The organism is Bacillus cereus group sp. RP32, assembly GCF_040459735.1.
Taxonomy (GTDB): Bacteria; Bacillota; Bacilli; order Bacillales; family Bacillaceae_G; genus Bacillus_A; species Bacillus_A wiedmannii.
This window is the reverse complement of the sequence record NZ_JARVHO010000001.1, coordinates 2,293,863-2,319,999: the sequence shown is the minus strand read 5'-3', so window position 1 is coordinate 2,319,999 and position 26,137 is coordinate 2,293,863. Positions and strand designations below refer to the sequence as shown.

Here is a 26,137-nt window from a genome sequence, read left to right as displayed (position 1 = left end):
CTATATAGAGCTTACATATACCTCTAATAATTACTTATTTTCAAAAACCCCTTTTATTTGCACTGCTTTCGCTTGCACTTCGAACTCCCTCCTATTCAAGACATATAGCGATTCCTCTTTCCTAACGTTAAATAAAACGCCAATGGTAACTACTGTGATCTGCTTCATAGCGCAAAAGAAATGTATAGGGTAAAGAAATAATGAACTTTTAATAAAATCATTTCTTTAATCTATAATAAGAAGGACATAAAAAAACAAAAAGTTACAAAAATTTTTAAATTAAAATTTTTGTAACTTTTTTTGTGTAAATATAAGGTCGATTAAGACGTCTCACCGTTTTAAACTTGACACTCCATAATCTTGTCTAGTTACATTTATATGATATTTAATCGGTACTTTACTAAATGTTCGATCCCAATCTTTTTTGACTTTCTCCCATGTTCTCGGGTGTTTAATTCTAAATTGGTTGCCAAAACCCGCAATATCGACTTGATATTCTTTTTGTATTTTTTTGTAACATGATATACTAAGTGCTTTACTTCTTTTTCAATAGCTTTTTTTCCCTTATTTATATGCCCACATTTGAATTTTAAATAATATAAGTATCAATGATATTCCCTCTTAAAGAAAAAAAGATGCTAGAAGATAGCATCTTTTTTTAAAATTCAACTTACTATGTAGTTATATTTTATTTTGGAAATACTCGTTTTTTAAATGAATATTAATGTGTAAAAAATACATATTCTTTTGTTCTAAGTTAGTACATTTCTACCGAATCGATACGGAATTTTCTGATTTTAAAACCAATATGAAATAAAGGAAAATACTCTCTTAGAAAAACTATATAAAACAAATAACTTTAAAACAACTATCAATCTATTAATTGAAAGTAATAATGAGCAAGAGTTTATCATCTTAATTCCAAGTGTATTCGTTTTGCTTCAAAATAAAGAACTTGAATAAATTTTTTCGTATCAATACGAGCAGGTACTGTTGGTTCATTATTCAATTCTGTCATCTTTCTCCTTACGGTAGTAAAATCAAAAAATCTAGAAGCATAATTTTCGAACTTCGGGTTTAAAAAATCAGTAAGTCCAAGGGATGCTAAATGGTTTAATGATTGATAAATTGCTCTCCGAATCCGTTGTTTGGAAGCTTCTATGAACCTTTTTAATTCGGCATCCTCAGCTGAATCCCCAAGTTTTTTTTGAGCTAAATTTATAAAAATCTCTTTTAGTGAGGGAAAACCTTGTTCCAACGTGTTATCTTGTTCATATTTATATAAATAATCTAGCATATCCATTAAATCTTTACTTCCACTTTCACTGGCTATTCCTAATTCAGACAAAAGAAAATGAATGGAATTTTGAAAATGATTAAAAGTATTTAAATGTTTTTCATTACGGTATTTTTCTTGCGCACTTGAATTACTATCCAATTTTAGTACCGTATTAAGCGATTCTTGAATGTTTTTTATCGATTTTTCCAAACGAATTCTTTCAATGACTTTCCGAACAACTGTTAATACTTCAATCCGGTTAATTGGCTTAATAATATAGTATTCAACGCCAAGCGAATAAGCTTCAGCAATTAATTCTTTTGATTCTACTTGAGAGACCATGATGATTTTCCCTTTAAACGAAGGCTTTATTTGACGAATTGTTTTTATTCCATCTTGAATCGGCATTAACAAATCGATAAATAAAATGTCTATATTTTTAAGGATTGGCATGTATTGCTCTAAAGATAAACCATCCTCAGCTTCTCCTATAACCTCTCCAAGATCTTCATCCTCGATAATTTGAGCCAACATTGAGCGAACCGCTTTTTCATCATCTACTATATAAAAATACATAGAATCACCCTTTCGAAATTATATGATCAATCCCTAATCTAATTATAAAAATTGATCCTTTTCCTTCGGTTCTGTCCTCAAGCGTAACATCACCTTCTAGTTGTTCGACCATTTCTTTAACATACGATAGTCCGATGCCTGTCGATGGATTGCCTAAATCATCATATTTAGAAGTAAAACCAGGCTCAAAAATTGAATCTTTATATTTTGAAGAAATACCGGGACCATTATCGCCTATTTGAAATTCAACAAAATGGTGGTCTTTATTAATGTCAATTGTGATGGTTCCCATACTTTGGATAGCTTCTACAGCGTTTGTAACGATATTATTTATAATAGATAAGATTGTATAAATATGATAATGAGAATGTACACCATCAATTTTATACACAAATTGGATGTCTTTCTCTAGTAACTGTGCATATTTCGTATTCGCCCGTATAATGATATTTACCAGTTCATGTACAGACATATAATCTGTAAAACTTTCATCAGAAATTAGTTTTGAAAGCCCCGCAAAAATACGTTGATTATCCTTTTTAACATCATGGACCTCACCAGCAATTTGTAATGCCTGTTGCCTTAAATCCTGAAACTGAAAATTCATCTGTTTATGCTCAAAAGAGTCTAAGATTTTATATAAATCATAGGATTTTTTTGTTATATTCTCAGCATCTTGTAATGTTTTTTTTAAATGAACAGCATCTTCATATAAATTAGAGATGAGCATGAGCATGTGTTCATTTTGTTTCTTTATGTGTCTCTCCCTTGATTGCGCTTCATACAATTTCATCATATTGAAAAAGCTTAGAACTATAAAACTATGGGAACATGCGATAACAATGATTTCATTTATTGCCTCGGATGTGATCGATGTTTTTAATACAAAATATTGAATCATTAATTCCACACAGTCTGACAATATTTCAATAATGCAACCAATAAAACCAATCATTAGTGGTTGATGATAAAAACGTTTGATTTTTGCTAAATGAAAGAGATACGAATACGTAAAATAAAAGAAAAAACTAGGATAGTGAGTATGAAAAGCGGCTAACCAATCCATATTTCCCTTTATAATGACATCCATTGAGATACGAAATACTACCACGACTATTGCTGTTAAAAAACCCGGTAAAAATGCTGGAACTCGTCGAAACAATAATAAAAAAAAGAAAAATGTTGGTGCACCAAAGCTCATTCTAAATGTTTCATTTAAGGGAAATGACTTTATTTCACCTACTAAGGGTACTGTAAGTATCATTAAAACGAGAATATAGATGTCTTTTTTTACTAAATTACTAAGATTCAAAATAATCACTTCTCACTTTCGCCTAACAGTCAGTATACAAACCTATTTACATTAATACAACACTTACTCTATTTTTTTCAAAAACTGATAAATAAAATATAAACGAAAGCATTACAGATTGTGAATATTCATTACATTCTTCTACTTTATAACTCAAAAATGTTCAGACACATTATAAGGTCTGAACACTTTTGGACTCGCTCTGACACCAAAATATCTGTGCTCCTTTTTAAAATATACTTAAATCCCATTCTTTTGCAATATGTTCTAACAACATAACTCCTGGTAAACTATTCCCATATTCATCAATGGCTGGTCCGTAAATACCAATACCACATCCATCTTGTAACGGTAAATCCTTCCTAGATTTTGAGGGAACAAGTGTCATAACTCCGCCGGATACCCCACTTTTAGCTGGTAACCCAATGAAAGCGGCAAATTTGCCAGAAGCATTATACATTCCACAAGTAAGCATTAAAGCTTTTGTTAACCTAGCTACTTCTTTAGGAAGCACTTGTTCTTTTCGAATAGGATGATATCCATCATGTGCTAGTATAAGTCCTATTAAGGCAATATCTTCTGTATTTATTTCAATCGAACATTGTTTTAGGTAAACCTCTAGTGTCTCCTCCACATCTGATTCTAGAAAACCATTCTCCTTTAAATAGTATGCTAAAGCTCTATTACGATGAGCCGTTTCCCATTCTGATTGAAATACTATTTCATTAATAGCAGGACGCTTCTCTATCATTTTCTCAATTAATACGTATATAGATTCTAATTTTTCTTGCACCGATGTCCCTGGCAAAAGTGAAGCTATCGTAATCGCTCCAGCATTAATCATAGGATTAAAAGGTTTTCCTGGTTTATGTATCTCTAAACGAATAATCGAATTGAAGGCATCTCCAGTTGGCTCTACGTCAACTCGTTCTAATACATAAGAAATACCGCGACTTAAACAAGCGGCTATAAAACCGATTACTTTTGATATACTTTGTAATGTGAAAGGTACCTCCCAATCTCCTGACTTTATCATTGTTCCATCTGGCTTTACTATACAAATACCTAACTGCGATACATTTATTTCCCCCAGAGCTGGAATATAACTGGCGCTTCGTCCCTTAGCTGCATACGTTCGATAATGAGCTACCCATTGATCTAAGCAAACTTTTTCTTGACTCTCAACTTGAACGCTAGAATCCTCTATCATTTAACAATATTCCCCCGTACTATTAACTTTATATAGAATAATTTTTTCTTTAATATCATCAATACTATTTGCACTAGAACCAAGAAAGATATTCAGACATATTGCAGTCTGAATATCTTTCTTATTACACACTTTTCTTTTTTGAATTTTTCTGATAATTATCCCAACATTCAATATTTTTAAGCCCTTTAATGTTTTCTTTATAAAAAATAGGATCTTTACCAGCTTTTTTCTGATTTATATAATCTTGTAACGCCGCAAATGCTACTTTTGAAAGTAAGGTAATAGCAATTAAATTAATAATAACCATAAAGCCCATAAATAAATCCGCTAAATCCCATACAATTTGAATCTTTGCAACGGAACCAAATACAATCATAGCCAACACACTTATTCTGTATATCATTAACCACACTTTACTTGTATGTAAGAAGCGAATATTTGTTTCACCATAATAATAGTTGCCAATTAACGCACCAAATCCAAATAAAAAAACAAAGATAGCAAGACAACCCGATGCCCAAGAACCGATGTGTTCACTTAATGCTGCTTGTGTAAGTGCAATACCATTTAACCCCGGTTGTTTATATGCATCAGAAAGCAAAATAATAAAGGCAGTGCTAGTACAAATGATCAGTGTATCCGTTAATACACCAAATGCTTGAATCAGTCCTTGTTTCACCGGATGACTTGTTGTTGCTGTTGCAGCAACGTTTGGTGCACTTCCCATACCAGCTTCATTTGAAAATAAACCACGTTTAACCCCATTCATAAGTGCTGCACCAATTGAACCTCCTGCTATTTGTTTAAAACCAAATGCGTTTTGAACAATAAGAGAAAGAACTTCCGGCATTTTTGATATGTTGGTAACTACAACAAATAATGCAACTCCAATGTATAATACCGCTAAAAATACCACTTTGTATTCAGCCATTTTTGCAATACGTTGTACACCACCAAAGATAATCGCAGCGAAAGCAATGGCCATGATTATCCCGACTGTTAGGCGATCTGTACCAAATGCGTTTTGAAAAGCAATTGTAACTGTATTTGATTGTACTGAATTGAATACAAGACCAAAAGTAATTGTGATTAAAATAGAGAATAATACTCCCATCCAACGTTTATTCAACCCTTTTTCCATATAATAGGATGGACCACCGCGGAAGCCAGTTTTATCTTTTACTTTATATATCTGTGCTAATGTGCTTTCAACAAAACTGGATGCCGAGCTAATAATAGAAATAATCCACATCCAAAATACAGCTCCAGGCCCCCCTAATGCAATCGCAATCGCAATTCCTGTAATATTCCCTGTTCCAACGCGAGCTGCCATACCAATACAAAACGCTTGAAAAGGAGAAATTTGATCTTTAGAACCACTTTTTCCCTCCATTAATACACGGACCATCTCTTTTAACATTCGAAACTGTACAAAATTCAATTTAAATGTAAAATAAATTCCGCAAATAACAAGCATAATAATTAACAATTTAGACCATAAAAAATCATTCGTTGACCCGACTAAATCTACAAAAAACCTTTCCATATTATCACTCCATACCAAAAATTTATCTATCATAATCTATATAAAATCACCTATATTCCCTGGCATAAATACCTCATTCATATTCAAATACAACAAGGATAAAAATTTTCTATATTAATAGGATTGGTCTGTTTAAGCAAACATCACAACATGTAACTGTAAAACTGAATTTTTGAAGAACTTCACGTTTATACATACGGTGCTCTATCCCCTTCTGTAAAACTAATATTCTTATCCCCTAATGTTGTTGTACTATTATGTTTGTTTCGTTTACCGGTGATTTACATTTAAATCATAATAATCAATAGTGATTAACTGGTTTTTTGTTAATTTTCCCAAGAACATGGAAATATCTCCTTTCTCACTACTAATCTCAAAAATAGGCTAGGTAAAAAATTCATAGAAAAACTATGAAGCGCTTTCAATCTTCGACTAAGAGAAGCTTGTCTTTAATTTATAATCAAGAGTACAGAATGTTACGAAAAAGTACAGGTTTTTATAAAAACAAAAAAATATTTTAAGGTTTTGTGAATTTTATACAGAATTCAAACGTCGCGGATTCCGTTCTACCTAACCTTTGACAAGCCTCGATTTTCTTCATAAAAACATGCATACTTTTTCTCTTTTAGAACTTCATATAAAGTATTTGAAATCAAGAATCAATAGAATATTATTAGAATATTTAAAAAATAAAACATTTAATTTTTTTATGGTATCATACAAAAAACATTTGTTTTCTCAATTAATTCCCCTAGTTGGATTCGTCTATATTGCACATATTTACAACATTAAAGACACTAAGCAAAAAAGGATTTTGTTGAAGGGATGAAACATTACAAAACCCTTATTTAGGACCTTATGACATCCTCTTTTCTAGCAATATCGAGTTATCCAAAAAATGTATATTCACTAACATAGATTACAGGTGGTGTATTGTGAAAGAAATAGTATTCGTTCAAAATAAAAAAAGACTCCTTATGAAATTCGGATTTTTAAAAAAGGATATAGTACTTACCATTTCACTGATACTAGCAATTGTAAGCTGCTTCATATATTCGCCAAAGATCGAATATATTAACTTTGAAGTGTTAATTAGCTTATTTAATCTAATGGTGGCCATTAAGGCCTTTGAACAGCTAAAAATATTAGACAAACTTGCCGTTGCCATTTTAAATAAATGCAATAACAGCAGGTCAATATCCATTATTCTAATTTTGTTATGCTTTATTTGCTCCATGTTTGTAACAAATGATGTCGCTCTCCTCACTTTTGTACCAATAACACTTGTCATTAGTAAAAAAACACAAATGAACATGATGGATACAATCATCCTGCAGACAATTGCGGCAAACATCGGCAGTAGCTTGATGCCTATGGGAAACCCACAAAATTTATACTTATATTCTTACTATGGAATTAAGCTCATCCCATTTTTAGGTTCAATCCTGCTTTTAGCTGTACTTGGAATCAGTTTGTTATTTATATTTACTCAAAAACTTCAAAAAACAGATTTGAAAATAGAACTACCTGTTATTACCGTGAAGAATCGAAAAAAAGCTACCATCTGGATTTTGATACTTATCACTATCATTGCATCTATTTTTGGTGTCATTAATTATTACATTGCGCTAATAGTCACATTGATGGCAGCATTTACGTTAGATAGAAACTTACTATTTAAGATTGATTACTTTCTTCTAATAACCTTTGTCTGTTTTTTTATTTTTATCGGAAACATTTCCCATTCCGATGCGCTGGAGACATTTGCTCGCGCTAATTTAAGAGGAGATACTTCAGTCTTCTTTAGTTCCATATTTTTGAGTCAATTGATTAGCAATTTTCCTACTTCAATTCTTCTATCAAACTTTACTTCTGATTGGAAAGCTTTATTACTAGGAGTAAATATTGGAGGGCTAGGAACAATTATCGCATCTTTAGCCAGTGTAATCTCCTATAAACTATTTATTCAAGCCAATGGTAATGAGAGTAAAGCGTATTTAATTAAATTTAGCATTTACAACTTTGCATTTTTAATCATACTTACATGTATACAATACTTTATCTTTAAATTTCTAAAATTTTTTTAAAAAATTGATTACTTTAGAAAAACCCAAATTTCTCAGCATTAAATTGAGAAATTTGGGTTTTAATATAGGTATGTTTAAAGAGATACAACAAAGTTACCATCAATTTAATATTTTGAGATGTTCCCAAAGCGAAAACCTTTTAGCTTTTACGTTATTTATTAGATTTCAGTTCATTTTTTATTATGTGATTAATAAATTTATTAAGTTAATGGCTTTGAAATCGTATCGAATGCCCATCAACCTAACAAAATAAAAAGTTTTAATTTCTAAAGTTAATGAATTAAAAAGCACTCAATTTTTTTTAGCTTTAAAAGAAAATACATTTTCTTATTAAAATGCACTCAGTTACATAATAAATGACTGAATTTATAGTGTAATAACTTTCAATTAATAATAGAAATATAGCTTATTACAATGTTATTTCATTTTTGAGGTCCTCTTCACAAAATCCTTAATGTCCTTCAATTTTTTTCCGCTAATGTTATCTTTGATGGTTGCATCTATTTCATTTTCAATATAAAAAGTTTTATCCTTAACCTTTGTTTCAAATTTATATTTATTTTTATCCCAATTTATTAGATTGCTCTTTAGGTGTGCAATATTTCTTAAATCAAATTCAATCATAAAAGGTTCTAAAGCTGGATAAAAATGTCCAAGCTTATTATTTTCTTTTAAAAAAACTATATATGTCTCCTCGGATTTTGGTTTTATATACAATGGATCTTTATTTTCTACTTTTTTAGTAAACACTTTCGTAGCACCTTTCAGAATGATTCCATTTTTATCAATAATTTCATTACTTTCCTCTAATACGAGATTTTCTGAATATCTATGATTTATTAAGATTTCATTCTTTACATAGTCCCCTTTTAAGATTTCTTTGACATGAAAACTAAACAAATGGCCTTCAACACCTTCACTTTGAATCCCATGTGATGAACTGTTTGCCATATTCCATTTAGAGTATAAGCCGTCATATTTACCTAGTACAATTACGTCTGCTTCTTCAACCATTTCACTTAAATGATTTGTAGTTTTGAATGTCTTATTTAATACTATAGTTTCAGAATTCGATGACACGCTAGACACTCCTGCCACATCTATACTGGACCAAATTGTTTTACCAATAATAATAAAAAAAGGAAATATGAATAAACATAGACACCATTTCATTGCTTTATATTTATACATTATAATAAAGTCTCCTGAATTATATTTTCTCAATACAAAATATTCTAAATGTTAACTAAATATTAATCCAAAAGAAGAGAATGGTGCTATAATTCTCTTGTTAAAAATAATCTTTGGAGGGATAATATGAATTTTAAAAAAGGGATTACTGCATTTTTATTAGGTACTGTGTTTGTTTTTTCAAGCGTTGGCGTTTCAGAAGCTTATGTAAAAGAAGGATGGAGGCTGCCTTCAAAATCAGCTACATATAAATGGGGAGACAGATTAGACGATGGCTCAAGTATCATCAAATCCGGTTGGCAAGCTGCCGATTCAGCCTGGTACACTGCTTCTCGTATTAATTTTACAGTTTCCTCTTCTTCTGTGAACACATTAAACTCTTGGTTTGAAAGTTCCTCTACTTATTATGGAAGAATGAAGACATCTTATAATACATCCACTAAAAAAGTAACGAAATTTGCTGGTGATATTAACGCAGGTAATACAAATATTACAAAATCAAATGTTGCTAAAAGTACAGGAGTCCATGAGTTTGGTCATGCAATAGGAATAGGTCACAACAATGGTACTTCAATTATGAACAGCAATCGTAATCGTACTATTATGCATGTCCCTCAAACTGATGATAAAAATGGTGTAAATGCAATCTATTAACAGAAAAAGGAGATGATTTCTTAATGTTAAGTAAAAAAGCAAAAACTATGGTAATTGCAATACCTTTGGCTACAGTAATTGGTTTGGGAGGATATTCAGCATTTAATAGTCACTTCTCCCCTGTTGCTGAAGAAGATAAGAATACCGAAACTGTTATTCTCAGTAAAGATTTCCCTGCTACAAGTGATTTAAATCAAATGATTAATGAAGCAGATCTAGTTGTAATTGGTGAATATGAAGGTCTTGACTCTAAGTGGAATATGGCACGTAATCCAAGTAATCCATCGGAAGAGGACAAAGAAAATTACGTTGAAGGACATCTATATAATTTCAACATTTCCGAAACAATTAAAGGTGTGAATGAAAATAAACAAATAAAAATCAATCATCGTTTCGCTGAAACTGTAAAACTTGAAGATTCTAATGCAGTTGTTGCACCAGATGGCACAGTTACAAAAAAGGCTACTAAGATAACTACTAAAGAGGTGCAAAATAAGGATCCTTTATATATCGAACCTATGGTTAATAAAAAATATATGATGTTTTTGAAGAAGGATCAATTATTTGGTAACTACTACGGAGCAATTGAACCATTCGCAATTACCTTTGATGAAAATAACAAAGCAGACCTTCAGACAAACATAGAAACTATTAATGAAAGTAAAATGTCTTCCAAAGCACAACTTGCAGGAAAAACAATTGTATTAAAAAATGAAATACATGAAACTATTACTGACAATATTAGCGGTAAGACTCTTGATGAATTAAAAGAACAAGTAAAACAAAAAAACAAGTAATAATTATAACTTATATTGTTTTTTCCTATTTCATAAGATAATTAAAATTAATTTATAACTGTTATTACAGATTAAAGAAAAATCATTTTTTTCACCCAAAAGCAAAGCAACTGCCTATCAATTTTTTTAGTAGGCAGTTGTTCAATTATTAAAATAAAGTACCATACTGTTTAATTAAATACTATTTCCAAAACAAAAAAGTAAAGGTTTTCAATTCACTTCGGCTTTCTTGTCTCTAATTCATATATTCTTCTAAATTTATTTTTTGTATATCCCCCAAAAAAAATCCTACATAGCACATGTGCCAAGGTTCATCCGCATAACTAGTTACATTCTCCTTTTTCTATTGTTAATAGCTTCATAATAAAAACTGTTAAATAGCAAAAGTGCGAAGTCTTAAATTAGACTTCGCACTTTATACTAATTTACAATTAGTGACAATACCCATACAAATACAATATATACATAATAATCACTCATTATATGTGTTGCTCTTTTAATCGGCCAATGTATAAACCAATCCTTTTACTTAGCCATCTCTCATGATTGGTTTGATTGTTTCTACATACTTCATCCCCTCTCTCTATACTCATTTCAAGCGGTAATCCATTCCGATTGAAATTACAAATGAAAAAATTTTTCCGTTTTTCCTTTTTGCCTACTTGCTAAATTCAGCAAGTAAAATATCTTTAAAAAATTCCGGATTATTAATGTTTAAACTGTTTGCATTGATAGCAAATGTATGTTTGCCCCCAAGTGTTCCACCAGCAAAAGTGGAAAACCCTGGAACAGCACCCCTGTGTCCCCATACCGTAACACCGTTCGGAAGCTTAATTTCAAGAATTCCAAGGCCATATCTAGTTCCCTCTCTTTCTGTAGGAACTGTAGTAAGCATTTGTTTTAGTTGCTGTTCCTTCAGTAGTTTGCCACTGAGTAAATAAGAGAAGAATTTGTTTAAGTCGTCAGCATTAGAGATCATATCTCCATCCGAGCTACCTGGGTTAATATAAGTAACGTCTTTTAGCTCACTTGCTCCGTCTAGTTGTAAATATCCACGGGCATGCTTGGTTCCTGGAATCACGCTTGAATTGCCAGGTAGGAATGTATTTGACAAATCAAGCGGTTCAATGATCCGATTTTCAACCTCTTCCGCATAGCTGTTTCCTGTTACTTTTTCGATAAGGATCCCCAGTATTACGTATCCTGTGTTTGAATAAGACCAACCCTTCCCTGGAGCAAAATCTGGGGGAAGAGAAATCCCCATCTTTACAAATTCTTCAGCCGTATACGATTTTTTTATATCCGTAATATCAAAGTCTTTTGAATTTATATAGTCAGCAATACCACTTGTATGATTCAATATTTGCCGGATCGTAATCTGGTTACCATCATATCCGTTTCCTTGAATGACACCAGGCAACCACTTTTCAATAGGGTCGTCTAAATTTAAACGGTTCTCTCCAGATAATTGAAGTAGAACTGTTGCAATAAATGTTTTCGTTACACTGCCAATACGAAAGCGAAAATCTGCTTTCATTGGTTTCTTAGTTCTCAGATCTGCTACCCCAGCGGTATAACTCCAAGTTTTACCACCCTTAGAAATTTGAGCGAGTATTCCCGGGTATCCAAGTTGCAGTGTATCTCGCATTGCTTTCTTAACGGAAGTACGATCGTATTGAGTATTAGTTTGTAAAGAACTAGATACATTTTGGATGGGTTCTGCTTTTACAATTGAGGTTGGTGTTATGTATAACAGGGAACTTCCTGTTATTAAAAATGCTAGACTTGCGCATGTAATTTTATTGCGTGTTTTCATAAAGTATCCGTCTCCTCTATTTGAATTTTCTTACTGATCGTTATTTTTATAAAAATATTGTGTCTTAACAAACGGTAAATCCCTCTTTTTCCACATGCGTATTAACCATAGAAAATACTCCTTTCCCTTAAAACACTCTTGTTACTGATTGTTTTATATGTAGGCCGTACTTATCCCCCCTTCACGCCTCCTTATATTTTTATCCTACACAACGAAAATCTCTTTTTCCTTACCTATCCCTTACGAATTCCTTACATTCGAAATCGTTTCTATAATGATAGGATTGAAGTAGCATCTGTGCCCGAAAGCACAAAAAAACACCGATGTCGCTTCGGTGTTTTTTTGCGCTTTAAATATTGAAGATTCTTTTTACTCTTAATAAGTTACATTGCTGATTTTTTCTAATATGATTATTTTTCTTGCTCTATTAACACAAATTTCATAGTGTTATATGAAACACTTCTCACGTTGTCATTTAGGCACATTATTCTAATTTTATTGATGTAGTTGAGATGGACTCACTTTTTGAATTTGAACAAGTATATCAAATGATTTCCCTAATGATATATCAACAGTTTTTGGTATATCAGGACCTTCCCTAGTTATTCCAGCGAAAATTGGATGTTGTTCGTTTAACCAAGTTTTTGTCACTCCGTTCGCCTTGCGTAAATCAATAAAAAATTGATCTTTTTTGACCTGTCCAAAGATGTAGTTATAACTTTTTGGATCATCTGCTTTTAATGTTCCATATGGGCCAAATTCACCGTCACTATTATAGACATTATATTGTCCTTCGTAAACTGACGTTCCAATAGATACATACCGTTTCCCATAATATTCTGCTAAATGTTGCCCTGCTACTTTAGGGTATATAAAAGGAATCATATTTGTTTTCGAAACGTGCCCATTATGTCCCCAAACAATGGTTTTTCCTAAATGTTCTTCAGTCCACTTCGCATTTTCATACATTGCGATATCATGTTTCAAAAAGATATCCGATGGTTTATCAGGAGGTGACGCTAACATTGTAGTAAACTGTTCAATAATACGGGCATTTTGTTTTATCCATGCAAACTCTTTGGATTTTCCATTTAGATACCTTTTATTTTGTTCTAATAAAGCACTGATTTGTTTAGCATCTGAAATATACTTTTCTTTTGCTTCTTTCGAAAGGCTCTCAAAAGTATTCATATCCTTTGTTACAGGAATAAGACCTTTTATCTTCTCTTCTATTCTAGGCACAAGATCTGAATTGTTTCTCTTTATATATTCTATTATATTATTATAAACATTCTCATTTACTGATTGAATATCCATCCCGATGACACGCACTTTAGATTTATGTTTTGGATTAGCATTATATTGCCGAATCCAATCAAGTAAATCCAACATTTCTTTCGTTTTAAATGTAGGTGATAGATGTTGGCTTGGGTTTCCCTTACCAGTAAGAACATATCTATCAAGTTCCAAAGCTCTGTCCCACCCCTCTTCTAAAACTAAATTAGTAAAGCCCTTTTCAGATACTAAGTAATTAACAATACGGTGTTTCATCGTAAAAACTTCATGAGCCCCATGCGTAGCTTCACCTAAACCTACGATTGAAGCTGAACCTACCATATTCTTAAGTGGTTTTAAATCATTAAGAGATGCAGTTGGATTAGTTGTTTTTAAAGGCTTTGCATGTGCTTCTAACCATTCCTCTATTTGATTTGTATTGTATGGAGCTGTAACAGAAACTTCTGTTTTCGAATCTGCATAAGTACTTCCTACAAAATTAGTCAGTATTATAGTAGAAGCACTAAGTGCAATAATTATTTTCTTTTTCATAAAAACCTCCTGAAATACTAATTTATTAATTTTTGACATACTATAAGGACTACCGTTTAAACCATTACCTCTCTTATTATCATTAAGATACATTTATTCTAATTCCTAAAACTCACTTATTTCTTAATAGGTTCTTAAGAAATCCTTAATTCACTCATATGAATATAAAACTACATGAGCTTCAATCCATTGTAGTGTAGTTAATATTGGGCTAATAGGAAGTTCCAAATTTTGTTTTTTTGCAATGTATTCTCTTTATCATAAGGTTAGTTTAGGGGTGATTTTTTGTTTACTTCATTTTTTTCGGCACTCTGCATCTAGACGGTATACCCATTGGCCACAGTAAGACTTTATTCCAAATCCACAAAAAATAGATTACCTGCACACTAAAAAGTATAGTGTACAGGTAATCTATTTGTTTTTGAGATTAATAAAAAACTAATTTATTTTTTGAATTCTTCCATCAATAATAGACTGAATTGGTTCTTTTGATTTTTTTATATAATCTACTAATGCTTCAAAATCAGTTGGTCCTGTTTCAGCATCTTTACCGTTTTTAAAGGATACAAATCCATCTCCACCTGAAGCTAGAAATGCGTTCGCAACAACGCTGTAAGTTTTAGAAGGAATAATTTCTTCTCCATTTGTTAAGCGAATACTTATTACTTTTTCTCCATTAGGTTTGTTCGCATCCCAAGTGTATTGGATCCCTGAAATTTGAAGCATTCTTGTTATGTCTTTTTGCCATTGTTGATTTAAAATATCACGAATATCTTGACCTGTTAAATTTACTTTTATTAATTGATTTCCGAATGGTTGAATACCATATATCTCTCCCCATGTAATATCACCAGCATCTAAGTCATTACGAATACCACCAGGATTCATAAGTGCAATTTGGGATTGCATTGTTGCACGCTGGGCATCAGCAACTAAATTTCCGAGAGTAGATTCACCAGCCGTATTGAGTTTACGATCTAGTGGAGCAATAGACTTACCTACAACTTCATTGACAAGAGGTGCGATTTTCGCTTGATATTTCTCCATCTTCTTCTTTATTTTTTTATCAGGCTCCATGCCTTCATGGTAAGTTGTAACAATTTCTGCTTTTTTCTCAACAATATCTTGTGTTTTACGATCAATCTTTACATCAACATCAGCAAAAGCCATACCATAAGAATTTGCTTGTACGACAAGTTTATTATTAACAGTTCCATTTACATAAGTGTGGCTATGCCCACCAAAAATAACATCGACTTCTGGATCAGTCTCATTTGCTAATCGGACGATATCACCATTTGTTACGCCGTTCCCATCTGTTGTACCTCCGTTATGTGCAAGAACAACGATAGATTTAACGCCTAGTTTTTTTAATTGCTTTACGGATTTGTTAATAGCTTCAACTTCATCTGTAATTTCTACATTCTTTAGCATAGTAGGCATAACAAGGTTAGGAACATCCGTTGTTACGACTCCTATAAATCCAACAGGAACTCCTTGTACCTTTTTTATAGTGAATGGTGGTAAAAATAAACGACCGGTGGATTTATTATAGAAATTTGCAGCAACATACGGGAATTTTGCTCCTTTAAAATTCCCCGTTTTCTCATGGTACCCACCATAAATAAGGCGGTTCATTTCCGCAACACCTTCATCAAATTCATGATTTCCTATAGTTCCAACATCGAATTTCAAATCATTTAGAAATTCGATCGTAGGTTCGTCTTGTAATAATGCTGAAACAGGAGTACTTGCTCCAACAACATCGCCAGCATGTACCTTTAATGTATTCGGATTTTGTTTTTCACGATCACGTAAATAAGCCCCTAAGTACTCAATTCCCCCTGCATCTTTATTGTTAATTTTTTTTACAGTGTCTAGTTGCCCATGAAAATCGTTAATACCGAGCATTTGCACATCTATGTAGCGGTTTGGTCCTGTACTTGCTTGGGCTAAAGGCGCAGCAAATACACTAGTAAAAGTAACTGTACTTAATGCTAAAGCAACTGGAATAATTTTTTTCAACATAAAATTTCTCTCCCCTAATTAAAATCTGACATAATACGATGTTATTTTAATATATTAAGAGAATTATTTCTATAAAAATTCAACTAATTATAAAAATTAATAAGATTTTATTGTTTTCTGACAAAATGTTTCTTCCTCAAAAATGCGAAGGTGTAAAACGACAATTTTAAATGGAACTTTGTTAACGTACCGAAAAAAAACAGTTTTTAACTTAGTAATTCTTTAGCGTACGAAATTCGCGTTATGTTGGCGAGACCCCATGCCCATCAACTTAAGAAATTGGTAGTTCCCCAAAACGAAGAAAATTTTCGTTTTGGGGACACTTCAAAATATTAGCTTGATAGCGATGGGCTGAACCCCTATCTCGTTTTCTTTGGCTTGATGGTGTTGGGTAAAGTACCCAATTTATAATTTATAAAAACGTTATTCTTTCTTAGAAAGCAGTAAAGAAAGAATAACGTTTTTTATTTTTTTGAAATTGTGTGATTCCTTACTACAAAAGAATCTGATTAGTTAATAACATATTGAATTACATGTTATTTTGCATTTTTTCAATACCCAATGATACGTCATTCTTGGTATGCGCAATCCAAGCTATATGACCATCCGGTCGAATCCAAACTGCACTTATTTTTTCTAACTCAGAATGTTGTATTTGTCCTACAATCACTCTTATATGTGAATCAATGTTTATTTTATCTACCATATCTACATCAGAAGGATGTATCAATAAAATGAATTTCCCATCATGCATCACTTCATAGAGTGTGTGATTGTTCTGATCTTGTGCATAAATAGAAAAATTGGGACATCTTTTTCCTAGCCATGGATATTTTTCGGTATTATGCATAGGTGGATACATAATTCCTAGACCACTTACTTTTTTAGCTAAATCTTGATTCACTTCTGGGTATGTGAGCAAGTGAGAAAATAGCTCTCTTAGTTCCACTCCAGCATTTGAAAAGTTCATCATTAATTGTTCTTGCGCTTGTGTCTCTTTTAAAAATTTTTTTCCTACAGCATGTCGTTCAATATGGTAACTTTCTAATAGGTTTTCATATTTTTTCTGTTTTATAGCTAATCCCAATTTCCATCCTAAATTAAAAGCATCTTGTAAACCTACATTCAACCCTTGTCCGCCTGCAGGTAAATGAATATGTGCCGCATCACCTGCTAAGAATACACGCAAATGTCGATAAGTATCTGCTAATTTGGTTGCATTTCCAAAACGAGAAAGCCAAAGCGTTTCCTTAATTTGAATACGTTTACCTGTAATACGATAAACGCTATCCATAAGCTCTTCTTCTGTGACAGCAATTTGTACAGGTGTATGTTGATTTACAGGATCTACAATCGCAAAACGAAATACTCCAGGAGCAATCGGTACCATCATTACTATCCCATTTATATTTGATGTAGAGAAAAATGGATTATCTGGAATATCTTCTAAAATCACATCACCCAATATAGCAGTGGCTGTAGTATCCGTTCCACTAAATGGTATATGCGATAATTCGCGTACGATACTTCTTGCACCGTCAGCGCCTACCACATATGGAACTTCTAGTTTATATATATTTTCTCTTTGCTCTATTTCTAGCTGTACGAATGTTTCATACTGGTTTAAGTTCTTCACAGTATGCCCTCGTTTAATGTCCACATCTAATTCTAATGCACGTTCTTCTAATATTTCTTCTGTAATAGATTGAGGAATAAAAAGTGTGTAAGGAAAATCAGTAGCTAAATCTTTGAAGTTTAATCGTGTTTCTAGGGCAGCAAAATGACCCGTATCTAATTGTTTTCCTCGAGATAAAAATCTATTTTCAATGCCTCTCATAGCCATCAATTCTAAGGAGCGAGGGTGTAGTGTCATTGCTCTAGAATTTCGTATACGATCCACTCTTCTTTCCAACACAACAACTTTTATACCTTGAATAGCTAATTCACATGCGGTCATTAATCCTACTGGACCACCACCAACAACTGCTACATCATAATGATTTCCCATGTCATACCCTCCATTTTTTTGATTGATTAGGACTAATCGTACAAAAACATGTTCACATAATAGATTCCCAGTTAATAAATATTATATGTTACGTATACAAGTATACCGCATTTTAGTTTCCAAGGAAACTAAAATGCACCTAGAATATGAGGTCCCGCTCACATTTTAACGAAAACATACGCTATGCAAATTTCATTTCTAACATGGAATCTATTATTATTGAATGAAAGAAGTCTATGGAGGAAGGGTGTGACAGTGTGGAAAAATCGAGAAAAAGACAGTCTTTGATATTTTGGGTGTTGTGTATGAGTATACCACTTCTACTCATCAGGCAGCATAGTAAAAAAATTCAAACCCGTTAGGGTTTATTTGATATGCCTACGTTTATAACATCTATAAACGATAATAAAATACTACGTGAAAAGACCGCGTTTTGTATAAAAATATACCTTAAGTTGATGGATGTGTGGTACTACCCCATCGCTATCAAGCTAAAAAAATAGGTGACCCCCAAAATGAAAAAACATGTTAAATTCCCATAGATAACTATCTTATATTAATTACATAACCTAGTTTGTAATATAATAATATAAATATATTATGTTTAAAGGGGGGATTCAAATTGGTTAAAAACTTACCTTTACTAATAGTGATTTTAACACTTGGTGTAAGTTCTTCTACATTAAGTATGAATGGATACTTTTCTCCAGTTATAGAATGGTCTTTAATGATTATAAGTATTATTTTAAACATTACTGCAGTGATAGGTTTATCACTACACGTTCTTGTATACCAACCTATGAAAAGATTTGAAACAAATTTAAAAGAGACCTTCAAATAAAATAATTATATTTGAGGTAACACTACATCGCTATCGAGCTAAAAAAATGTATCCATAAAAAGAAAAAATACGCTATTCTTTCTGTAGAATCATAGGTGGTCTGACCCCATTTGGTGAGACAAAGAAAAAACACCTAGATAACATGTTTCCTATAAGCTATAGGTGACATATTATCTAATTTTCTCTGAATCCGTTCATTATTATAGTAGTGGATGTATTCATCCACAGTTTGTATTATACTAGCATTATTCGATTGTTTTATATTTTGCGCATAGAATCCTTCGGATTTCAAATGAGAATGAAAGGATTCTATGAGGGCATTATCATGGCAGTTTCCTGTACGAGACATGCTTGTGATAATGCCTTTTTCTTTGGCATATGTTTGAAATTGTTTTGATGTATACACCTTTCCTTGATCCGAATGTAAAATCGTATCAATCACATTTCGCTTTCTTAAAGCCTCTTTTAGAGTATCTAATACAAGAGAAACATCTTGTGTCTCAGCTATTTTATAACTTACAATTTCATTGTTAAACCCATCTATAATAGATGAAAAATAAAGAGTCTTATTGCCGAACATCAAATACGTGATATCAGTGAACCATTTTTCATTAGGCTTGGTAGCTTTAAATCTCCGTTGTATTCTATTTTTAGCTACCACTGGTTCATGACCGAGCACAAATATCTTTTTCTTTTTTCTAACCCGAGATAATACGTTGTATTTTCTCATGATACGTAATACTTTTTTATGATTCATTACGATGTTAAATTGATCACGTAGACAAGCTGTAACCCGACGATATCCATACCGATATTTATGATCTTGACATATTTCTATTACGGTTTTTTCTTCATGATTAGTTACTGTTTTCTCCTGTTTTTTCCAACGATAATAAGTAGCACGTGAAATATTAAATATGGAACACAGTTCTGCAATTGTAAAAATTGATTGCCGTTCCTTTATCATTTTCATTATTTCTTCTTTTCCTCCCACCTCCTTAAGATTTCTTGGCACTTTTCCAGCAATATAATCTTTGCCTTTAAATATCGTATTTCTAATTCTTTTTGTTCAAGTTCTGTTAACCTTTTTAAGCCTTTTCCATGTGCAGATTGTCTTCCAATAGATTGTTCAAACCGATAGGTTTCGCCTTCACGATACCATTTCATCCAAGTTTTAATTTGAGCCACATGTCTAATTCCTAAGGCATCCATAATTTCTTTATTTTTGAATCCTTGGTGTTTCATTTCAACTACTTTCCACTTTATTTCGGCGGGATAATGCGCCTTTTTCCCCATACGAAAAACACCTCCATTAAAATCATAACTGATACTTACGATTTAGAGAGGTGTTTTTTATCGTCTCATTCTCAGGGTTCACTCCAATAGGAAAGGATGGCGTTTTTTATGTCTGTTTCTGTGTCTGATGAATTACAACTATTTGCTCAAGAGATTCAAAGTTTTTTATCTCCAAATACCTTACGGAATCTTGCTAGAGATGTTGGTTTCGTACAACGAACCAGTAAGTACCAAGCAAAAGATTTAATAGCTTTATGTGTATGGGTGAGCCAAAATGTAGCTATGACTTCTTTAACTCAATTATCTAGCTGTTTAGAAGCATCAACAGCAGTACTTATCAGTCCTGAGGGACTGAATCAACGATTTAATAAGGCGGCCGTCCAACTTTTACAACACCTACTAGCCGAACTATTAAGCAAAAAATTGACCTCATCTATGCCGATTTCTTCTCCATATACTTCTGTTTTCAAGCGTATTCGTATTTTAGATTCAACTGCATTTCAACTTCCAGATCCTTTTTCATCCGTTTATCCAGGTGCAGGGGGATGCAGCCATACAGCGGGAGTAAAGATTCAGCTTGAGTATGATTTATTAAGTGGACAGTTCCTTCATATTCATACGGGTCCAGGGAAACAACATGATCGAACCTACGGTTCTCTGTGTGTTCCAACTGTGACAGTGAATGATTTATGTATCCGAGATTTAGGGTATTTTCATTTGAAAGATCTTCAACACATACAAGATAAAAAGGCTTACTATATCTCTCGTATTAAATCAAATACACGTATTTATCAAAAAAATCCCAACCCTGATTATTTTCAAGATGGAAGAATCAAGAAAGGTACAGAGTATATACAGATAGATATGGAGGTTGTAATGAACTCTCTTCAACCAGGACAAACATATGAAATATCTGACGCTTATGTAGGAATGACTGATAAAGTATCAACTCGTGTGATTGTTCATCGGCTAACAAAAGAACAACAACAAAAACGATTACAAGATCAAGCTGTAAGAGAAAAAAAGAAAGGAATGAAGTATTCCCCTCGTAGTAAACGTCTCAGTGGTATCAATGTATATATGACAAACACCCCTACAGATATTGTCCCGATGGGACAAGTACATGATTGGTACTCTTTACGTTGGCAAATCGAGATTATATTTAAAACATGGAAATCATTCTTTCATATTCATCATTGTAAAAAGATAAAACGAGAACGATTAGAATGCCATTTGTATGGACAACTGATTGCCATTCTACTCTGTTCTTCTACCATGTTTCAAATGCGGCAATTACTTCTTATAAAAAAGAAACGAGAACTGAGTGAATATAAGGCCGTATATATGATTAAAGATTACTTTCTTCTTCTTTTCCAAGCTATACAGAAAGACACCCAAGAGCTATCAAAGATTCTAATTCGCTTGTTCAACCTCCTACAGCAAAACGGGCGAAAATCTCATAGGTATGAGAAGAAAACAGTCTTTGATATATTAGGTGTCGTTTACAATTGTACCATGTCTAATAATCAAGCGGCTTAAATCAAAAAAATGAAACCCATTAGGGTTTATTTCGTATGCAAATCTTTCAATTCCCTACACCTAGCCTTTAGAAAAAAGAAACAACCTTTACTATAATTGACGTTGTATGAGCTTAGCTTGATAGCGATGGGGTAGCACCAACAAAACGCGAATTTCGTACGCTAAGCAAAATTTCATAAAGAAAAAGTCGGTTTTCTAGACGTGTAAGAGTTATACAGTATTGTAGGTAGAAAACATATCCAGATAATTTAAATCAGCTCATATTAATTTGGTCAATAATCTTTAAGGAAATTCACTCTAAGTAAGTAGGATAATGAAGAAAAGTCTTGAATTTTATTAAAATATAAAAGGAGTAGAAAAAATTATCTACTCCAATCTCTTTTGGATAACTTGTATTTTATTCGATTTTAAAAATGTACTTTATACTTTAATATTCAATATCATTAATGCTATGATAAATTCTTTAATAGCTATGACCTATTAATCCTCATAATCTTCAAGTGCGCTTTTCAATTTCCTAGATAAGAACTCATAGAAATCTTTAGCTTCAAGTACGGTCTTCTTACTTACAAAATCCCACGTTACCACTGGACATTCACTATTTACAAGACTTGATGTATCTAGGCAATATACGTATTCACCTACATCCCATATCACAACATAGCTGTTAGGAAGTCCCATTTCACGATACACTCCAGTTTCTGAAAGTATTGGTGAATTATCTCTGTAACCTGCACATGTTAAATCTATTCCGAGTATACCTCCGCCACCGTAATGCTTTAAAAACCAGCGATAGCTATCTGGAAATTTACAATCTAAGCTTTTTTCAAGTTGGTTAATAAATTCATCTTCAACTCCTCCAAAAAAATCTCCTTTTTCCTCCCGTTCGGAAAAAATGTTAGTAATCCATTCCTTCATTTATATTACTCCTTCTTTCATTTTATTTTTGATAATCTTGTGCTCTTTGTTTCCAGTAATAATCACGAAATCTCTCATACTGAGCTGTTAAAACTGGATCATTTCTAAAACTCTCTCCATCCTCAATTGTGCCATGAAGCTGTTTTGAGTATTTCCGATGTTTACTAGCCGGTAATTCAACCATGCTTCCTGGTTCTCGCTGAGTCGTATGGTGCAGTTGAATTTGTGTATCATCCTTGTAAAAAGGACTTCTCCCTTTTTTCGCCAGTTCTAAATTTGATAAACCTTTCGCTTGCGGGTTTGATGATACATAATTCCAATCAATATCTTTCATCTGATATACACGTCTATCTAAAATACTAGTTTGTTTCAGTACCTTTGCTGTTCCAGTAACTTCAACCGCTTGGTATTTATCACCAAATCTTTCTAGCCATGATAGATCTACCTTTGTGGTAGTTAGTTTTTGGCGTTTAGTAACTTTACTTATAGAACCAAAAAAGGCTGCACCAGCTTTAATTTCACCACCACCGAGAACAGCTAACATGTTTAATGCATAATCAGGTGCCTTAAGATCTTCCTCACTATTTAAATTTTTACCCGAGATTAATTCACCAAGGGAGACGAAGTTACCTGTAAACGGCATCCCAGCAAGTATATTATACATTGCTTCATCACGCTGTTGTTGACGTAATTTTTCCTCTGGTGAACTTGTAGGTACGATGTTAGAGAAATCAAAATCCAAATGAAGCGTTTTTAAATCTGATTGCGGTGCTTTGGTCGGTGCATCAATTATACTATTAACCTTGTCAACAGATACATCCACACCACTAATTGCCTTTTCTAACCCTTGTTGTATTTTATTTGTTGCATTTAACATTTTCTGTATTCCATTGTTCATTTGCTGGATAGCAGCATTGGACTGATCAATTGCATCGTTCATACCATTTACAGCTGAATTCGCTTGGTTAACGCCTTGAATCATTTGTTGCATGCCTTCGTTAGCTGACTTGATTGCTTCATTCATGCCTTTCATAGCTGAATTCGTTCCATTAAGTCCTTCAATCATTTGTTGCATGCCTTCATTAGCTGAATTAATAGCTTCAATCATGCCTTTATTCGCTGAATTCGTTCCATTAAGTCCTTCAATCATTTGTTGCATGCCTTCATTAGCTGAATTAATAGCTTCAATCATGCCTTTATTCGCTGAATTCGTTCCATTAAGTCCTTCATTCATTTGCTGCATGCCTTCATTTGCAAGACGTATTGCGTCATTGATTTCAATAAATACCTTGTCAAATATTGCATTACTAGACTTTAAATGTTTATCGGCTTCTCCCATAAGCTTATTGAATTCTGTATAATCAATATCATTGGTGAAATCAAACTCAATTTGCTTTGGAGGTTCAGATAGCCACTTCGTTATATCATCCCATTCTTGCTTACTAATAGCGTCATCATGTCCATTTGTAACTACATTCTTTATTTGGGATAATGAAGCGTAAATTTTGGGTTGTTTTTCATAGAAATAACTTGTTTCTTTAAGTGGTTCTAGTGAAGCATTGATATAAAATGCATATACATTTTGACCGTTCCATAACACTTTATCGTTCCCGACTAGAGTTACAAGACTTCCTTTTGGAATTGTACCAATAGTAGGGCTAAAAAAGTCTTCCGACGCTTGATATTTTATGTCATCTTTAGCTCTATGCTGTATGCCATTTGGGGCTATCCAATGAATACCTTTTGAACTTTTAATTTGATACCAACCGCCTGGTTGTTCACCAATAACTATAACTTTTTCTGAAGAAAGTGAATCTGCAGCTTCGTGAAAGTAATATGTCGTAAACAATTCTGTAGGTTTCGTAATTTGATAAGGTACGCCATCTGGAACAATCCAGCGATCCCCATAGGCTGTTTTGATTCGTTTCCATCCATCAGACCTATCTTCTAGTACCATTACGGTTTGTGGCATTAAACCATACATTTCTTTTTCCGTTAGAAAGGACGGTCCTTTATATAGTGCTACATTTTGTTTTAGATCGTATGCAACACCTTTTGGAGCTATCCACGTATCACCCATATAGGTTTTAATTTTCAGCCAACCGTTATCTTGAACATCAACGACTCTTAAGGTTTGCGGGACAATACTACCTACCGCATTGCTTTTATAATCTGGTGATGAATACAAGATTTGTTCGTTTTCTACCTTATAATTTATACCTTCTGGCGCAATCCAGCGCGTACCAGCATCTGTAAGAATCTTTTTCCAACCATTTGGTTGTTCATCCAGTAGCGTTACCATTTGCGCACCCAATACTCCCGTGCTCTTTTCCTCTATTGAAGGCTTAAGATACATTTTTACATTGGCTTGTAAATTATATTTTTGTCCTTCTGGTGCGACCCATTTTTCTCCGTTTTGCGTTTTTATTTTCTTCCATCCATTCCCTTTTTCTTCTGTTACCGTGACAGTACGGGGATTGATGTCATCGTTTGCTTGTTTCAAATAAGAAGGCTCACTATATAACAAAGTTGGCCGTTGTATGACGTACTCTTTATAAGTTACGACCGATTCATTATTTTTCATATCTGTTACTTTCATTATCGTACGGTATAAGAACATAGAAAATTGCTCTCTTGTGACAATTCCATTTGGATTAAAATTGCCGTCACCTGTACCACTTGTTATGTTGTTACCGGCTAATATTTTGACATATTCGTTAGCCCAGTGACCTTTCATATCCGTAAATTCAAAATTTCCTTGCGGCTTTAAATTAAATGCTTTTACAAGCACCGTTGCCATTTCAGCACGTGTCATATTATTTTTCGGATTGAATTTTTTCTCGGCATTTACGCTAAAAATACCACGTGCTGTAAGAGCCAAAATTTCTTTGTTGAAATTGCTGTCACCAATATCAACAAAGGGATTATTGGCATTATCTTGTGGTTTTAAATACCGATACAAGAAAGCGGCGAGATGTTCGCGAGTAATAGGATCCGCAGCACCGAAATACCCATTTCCGTAGCCTGTTATAATCTTATTCTCAGCCATATACATCATTTCTTTATAGGCCCAGTGCGTTTTAGGTACGTCAATAAAAGATAATGAATTCCCTTGACTATTTTGTTCTGCAAAAGTTGTTCCTAATGTACTGAATAATAAAATACATGTCATAAAACTTAAAAATAATTTCTTAATTACTTTCACAAAT

Annotated in this window: 17 protein-coding genes and 1 pseudogene; 5 read left to right on the top strand and 13 right to left on the bottom strand. The window is 32.9% G+C overall.

Going from position 1 to position 26,137, the window contains the following annotated elements; genetic code table 11:
- Positions 1-330 precede the first annotated feature (330 nt).
- The 5 genes and pseudogenes from QCI46_RS11925 to QCI46_RS11905 all read right to left on the bottom strand — a co-directional run.
- A pseudogene (locus QCI46_RS11925) lies at positions 331-560 on the bottom strand (Ger(x)C family spore germination C-terminal domain-containing protein); the annotation flags it as partial.
- Positions 561-910: 350 nt separating this feature from the next.
- The gene (locus QCI46_RS11920; protein ID WP_000274093.1) at positions 911-1,855 is read right to left on the bottom strand and encodes a response regulator; all 945 of its coding nucleotides are present in this window, start codon (positions 1,853-1,855) and stop codon (positions 911-913) included.
- Positions 1,856-1,859: 4 nt separating this feature from the next.
- A complete protein-coding gene (locus QCI46_RS11915) occupies positions 1,860-3,176 on the bottom strand; it encodes an ATP-binding protein (RefSeq protein WP_088081161.1) in 1,317 nt (438 codons plus the stop codon).
- Positions 3,177-3,396: 220 nt separating this feature from the next.
- Entirely contained in the window at positions 3,397-4,377 is a 981-nt protein-coding gene (gene glsA, locus QCI46_RS11910) for a glutaminase GlsA (protein WP_088081162.1), read from the bottom strand.
- 124 nt (positions 4,378-4,501) lie between these two features.
- Positions 4,502-5,926, bottom strand: a complete 1,425-nt coding sequence (locus QCI46_RS11905) for an alanine/glycine:cation symporter family protein (protein ID WP_282896038.1) — start codon at positions 5,924-5,926, stop codon at positions 4,502-4,504.
- Positions 5,927-6,861: 935 nt separating this feature from the next.
- Between QCI46_RS11905 and QCI46_RS11900 the strand changes: the two genes are divergently transcribed.
- Positions 6,862-8,013 (top strand): anion transporter, encoded by a 1,152-nt coding sequence (locus QCI46_RS11900; protein WP_088081164.1) that lies wholly within the window; start codon positions 6,862-6,864, stop codon positions 8,011-8,013.
- Between the two features lie 417 nt (positions 8,014-8,430).
- Here the strand turns inward: QCI46_RS11900 and QCI46_RS11895 are convergent, their stop codons facing one another.
- Positions 8,431-9,204 carry a hypothetical protein gene (locus tag QCI46_RS11895; protein ID WP_353840335.1) on the bottom strand — a complete coding sequence of 258 codons (774 nt, stop codon included), beginning with the start codon at positions 9,202-9,204 and terminating at the stop codon, positions 8,431-8,433.
- 126 nt (positions 9,205-9,330) lie between these two features.
- Between QCI46_RS11895 and QCI46_RS11890 the strand changes: the two genes are divergently transcribed.
- Positions 9,331-9,858 (top strand): matrixin family metalloprotease, encoded by a 528-nt coding sequence (locus QCI46_RS11890; RefSeq protein WP_353840334.1) that lies wholly within the window; start codon positions 9,331-9,333, stop codon positions 9,856-9,858.
- Positions 9,859-9,881: 23 nt separating this feature from the next.
- Complete coding sequence (locus QCI46_RS11885) at positions 9,882-10,655, top strand: hypothetical protein (protein WP_000949362.1); 774 nt, start codon at positions 9,882-9,884, stop codon at positions 10,653-10,655.
- Between the two features lie 658 nt (positions 10,656-11,313).
- On the opposite strand, the gene QCI46_RS11880 is transcribed toward QCI46_RS11885, so the two are convergent.
- From QCI46_RS11880 to QCI46_RS11865, 4 genes are all read right to left on the bottom strand, one after another.
- Positions 11,314-12,471 carry a serine hydrolase domain-containing protein gene (locus QCI46_RS11880; protein ID WP_088081167.1) on the bottom strand — a complete coding sequence of 386 codons (1,158 nt, stop codon included), beginning with the start codon at positions 12,469-12,471 and terminating at the stop codon, positions 11,314-11,316.
- Positions 12,472-12,966: 495 nt separating this feature from the next.
- Positions 12,967-14,298: an erythromycin esterase family protein gene (locus QCI46_RS11875; RefSeq protein ID WP_353840332.1), complete on the bottom strand. Its 1,332-nt coding sequence runs from the start codon at positions 14,296-14,298 to the stop codon at positions 12,967-12,969.
- Positions 14,299-14,736: 438 nt separating this feature from the next.
- Entirely contained in the window at positions 14,737-16,326 is a 1,590-nt protein-coding gene (locus tag QCI46_RS11870; RefSeq protein WP_353840331.1) for a bifunctional metallophosphatase/5'-nucleotidase, read from the bottom strand.
- A gap of 529 nt (positions 16,327-16,855) precedes the next feature.
- Positions 16,856-18,334 carry an FAD-dependent oxidoreductase gene (locus QCI46_RS11865; RefSeq protein ID WP_098063566.1) on the bottom strand — a complete coding sequence of 493 codons (1,479 nt, stop codon included), beginning with the start codon at positions 18,332-18,334 and terminating at the stop codon, positions 16,856-16,858.
- Between the two features lie 622 nt (positions 18,335-18,956).
- Here QCI46_RS11865 and QCI46_RS11860 point away from each other — a divergent pair.
- Complete coding sequence (locus tag QCI46_RS11860) at positions 18,957-19,175, top strand: hypothetical protein (RefSeq protein WP_353840330.1); 219 nt, start codon at positions 18,957-18,959, stop codon at positions 19,173-19,175.
- A gap of 133 nt (positions 19,176-19,308) precedes the next feature.
- On the opposite strand, the gene QCI46_RS11855 is transcribed toward QCI46_RS11860, so the two are convergent.
- Positions 19,309-20,471 (bottom strand): IS3 family transposase gene (locus QCI46_RS11855; RefSeq protein WP_098818981.1). Its coding sequence is split into 2 segments (ribosomal slippage): positions 19,309-20,204 and positions 20,204-20,471, totalling 1,164 coding nucleotides; the frame shifts between segments, so codons are not numbered across the junction.
- A gap of 108 nt (positions 20,472-20,579) precedes the next feature.
- On the opposite strand from QCI46_RS11855, the gene QCI46_RS11850 reads away from it, so the two are divergent.
- The gene (locus tag QCI46_RS11850) at positions 20,580-22,010 is read left to right on the top strand and encodes an IS4 family transposase (RefSeq protein WP_353840329.1); all 1,431 of its coding nucleotides are present in this window, start codon (positions 20,580-20,582) and stop codon (positions 22,008-22,010) included.
- A 480-nt stretch (positions 22,011-22,490) separates the two neighbouring features.
- Here the strand turns inward: QCI46_RS11850 and QCI46_RS11845 are convergent, their stop codons facing one another.
- Complete coding sequence (locus QCI46_RS11845; protein WP_353840328.1) at positions 22,491-22,928, bottom strand: SMI1/KNR4 family protein; 438 nt, start codon at positions 22,926-22,928, stop codon at positions 22,491-22,493.
- 22 nt (positions 22,929-22,950) lie between these two features.
- Positions 22,951-26,133, bottom strand: a complete 3,183-nt coding sequence (locus QCI46_RS11840) for an S-layer homology domain-containing protein (RefSeq protein WP_353840327.1) — start codon at positions 26,131-26,133, stop codon at positions 22,951-22,953.
- Positions 26,134-26,137: the final 4 nt, after the last annotated feature.

Bases quoted from the DNA above. Each gene is read 5' to 3' on its own strand.
- QCI46_RS11895 (WP_353840335.1), bottom strand. From the start codon at position 9,204: ATGTATAAATATAAAGCAATGAAATGGTGTCTATGTTTATTCATATTT.
- QCI46_RS11850 (WP_353840329.1), top strand. From the start codon at position 20,580: ATGTCTGTTTCTGTGTCTGATGAATTACAACTATTTGCTCAAGAGATT.
- QCI46_RS11875 (WP_353840332.1), bottom strand. From the start codon at position 14,298: ATGAAAAAGAAAATAATTATTGCACTTAGTGCTTCTACTATAATACTG.
- QCI46_RS11920 (WP_000274093.1), bottom strand. From the start codon at position 1,855: ATGTATTTTTATATAGTAGATGATGAAAAAGCGGTTCGCTCAATGTTG.
- QCI46_RS11845 (WP_353840328.1), bottom strand. From the start codon at position 22,928: ATGAAGGAATGGATTACTAACATTTTTTCCGAACGGGAGGAAAAAGGA.
- QCI46_RS11890 (WP_353840334.1), top strand. From the start codon at position 9,331: ATGAATTTTAAAAAAGGGATTACTGCATTTTTATTAGGTACTGTGTTT.
- QCI46_RS11905 (WP_282896038.1), bottom strand. From the start codon at position 5,926: ATGGAAAGGTTTTTTGTAGATTTAGTCGGGTCAACGAATGATTTTTTA.
- QCI46_RS11865 (WP_098063566.1), bottom strand. From the start codon at position 18,334: ATGGGAAATCATTATGATGTAGCAGTTGTTGGTGGTGGTCCAGTAGGA.
- QCI46_RS11885 (WP_000949362.1), top strand. From the start codon at position 9,882: ATGTTAAGTAAAAAAGCAAAAACTATGGTAATTGCAATACCTTTGGCT.
- QCI46_RS11870 (WP_353840331.1), bottom strand. From the start codon at position 16,326: ATGTTGAAAAAAATTATTCCAGTTGCTTTAGCATTAAGTACAGTTACT.
- QCI46_RS11880 (WP_088081167.1), bottom strand. From the start codon at position 12,471: ATGAAAACACGCAATAAAATTACATGCGCAAGTCTAGCATTTTTAATA.
- glsA (WP_088081162.1), bottom strand. From the start codon at position 4,377: ATGATAGAGGATTCTAGCGTTCAAGTTGAGAGTCAAGAAAAAGTTTGC.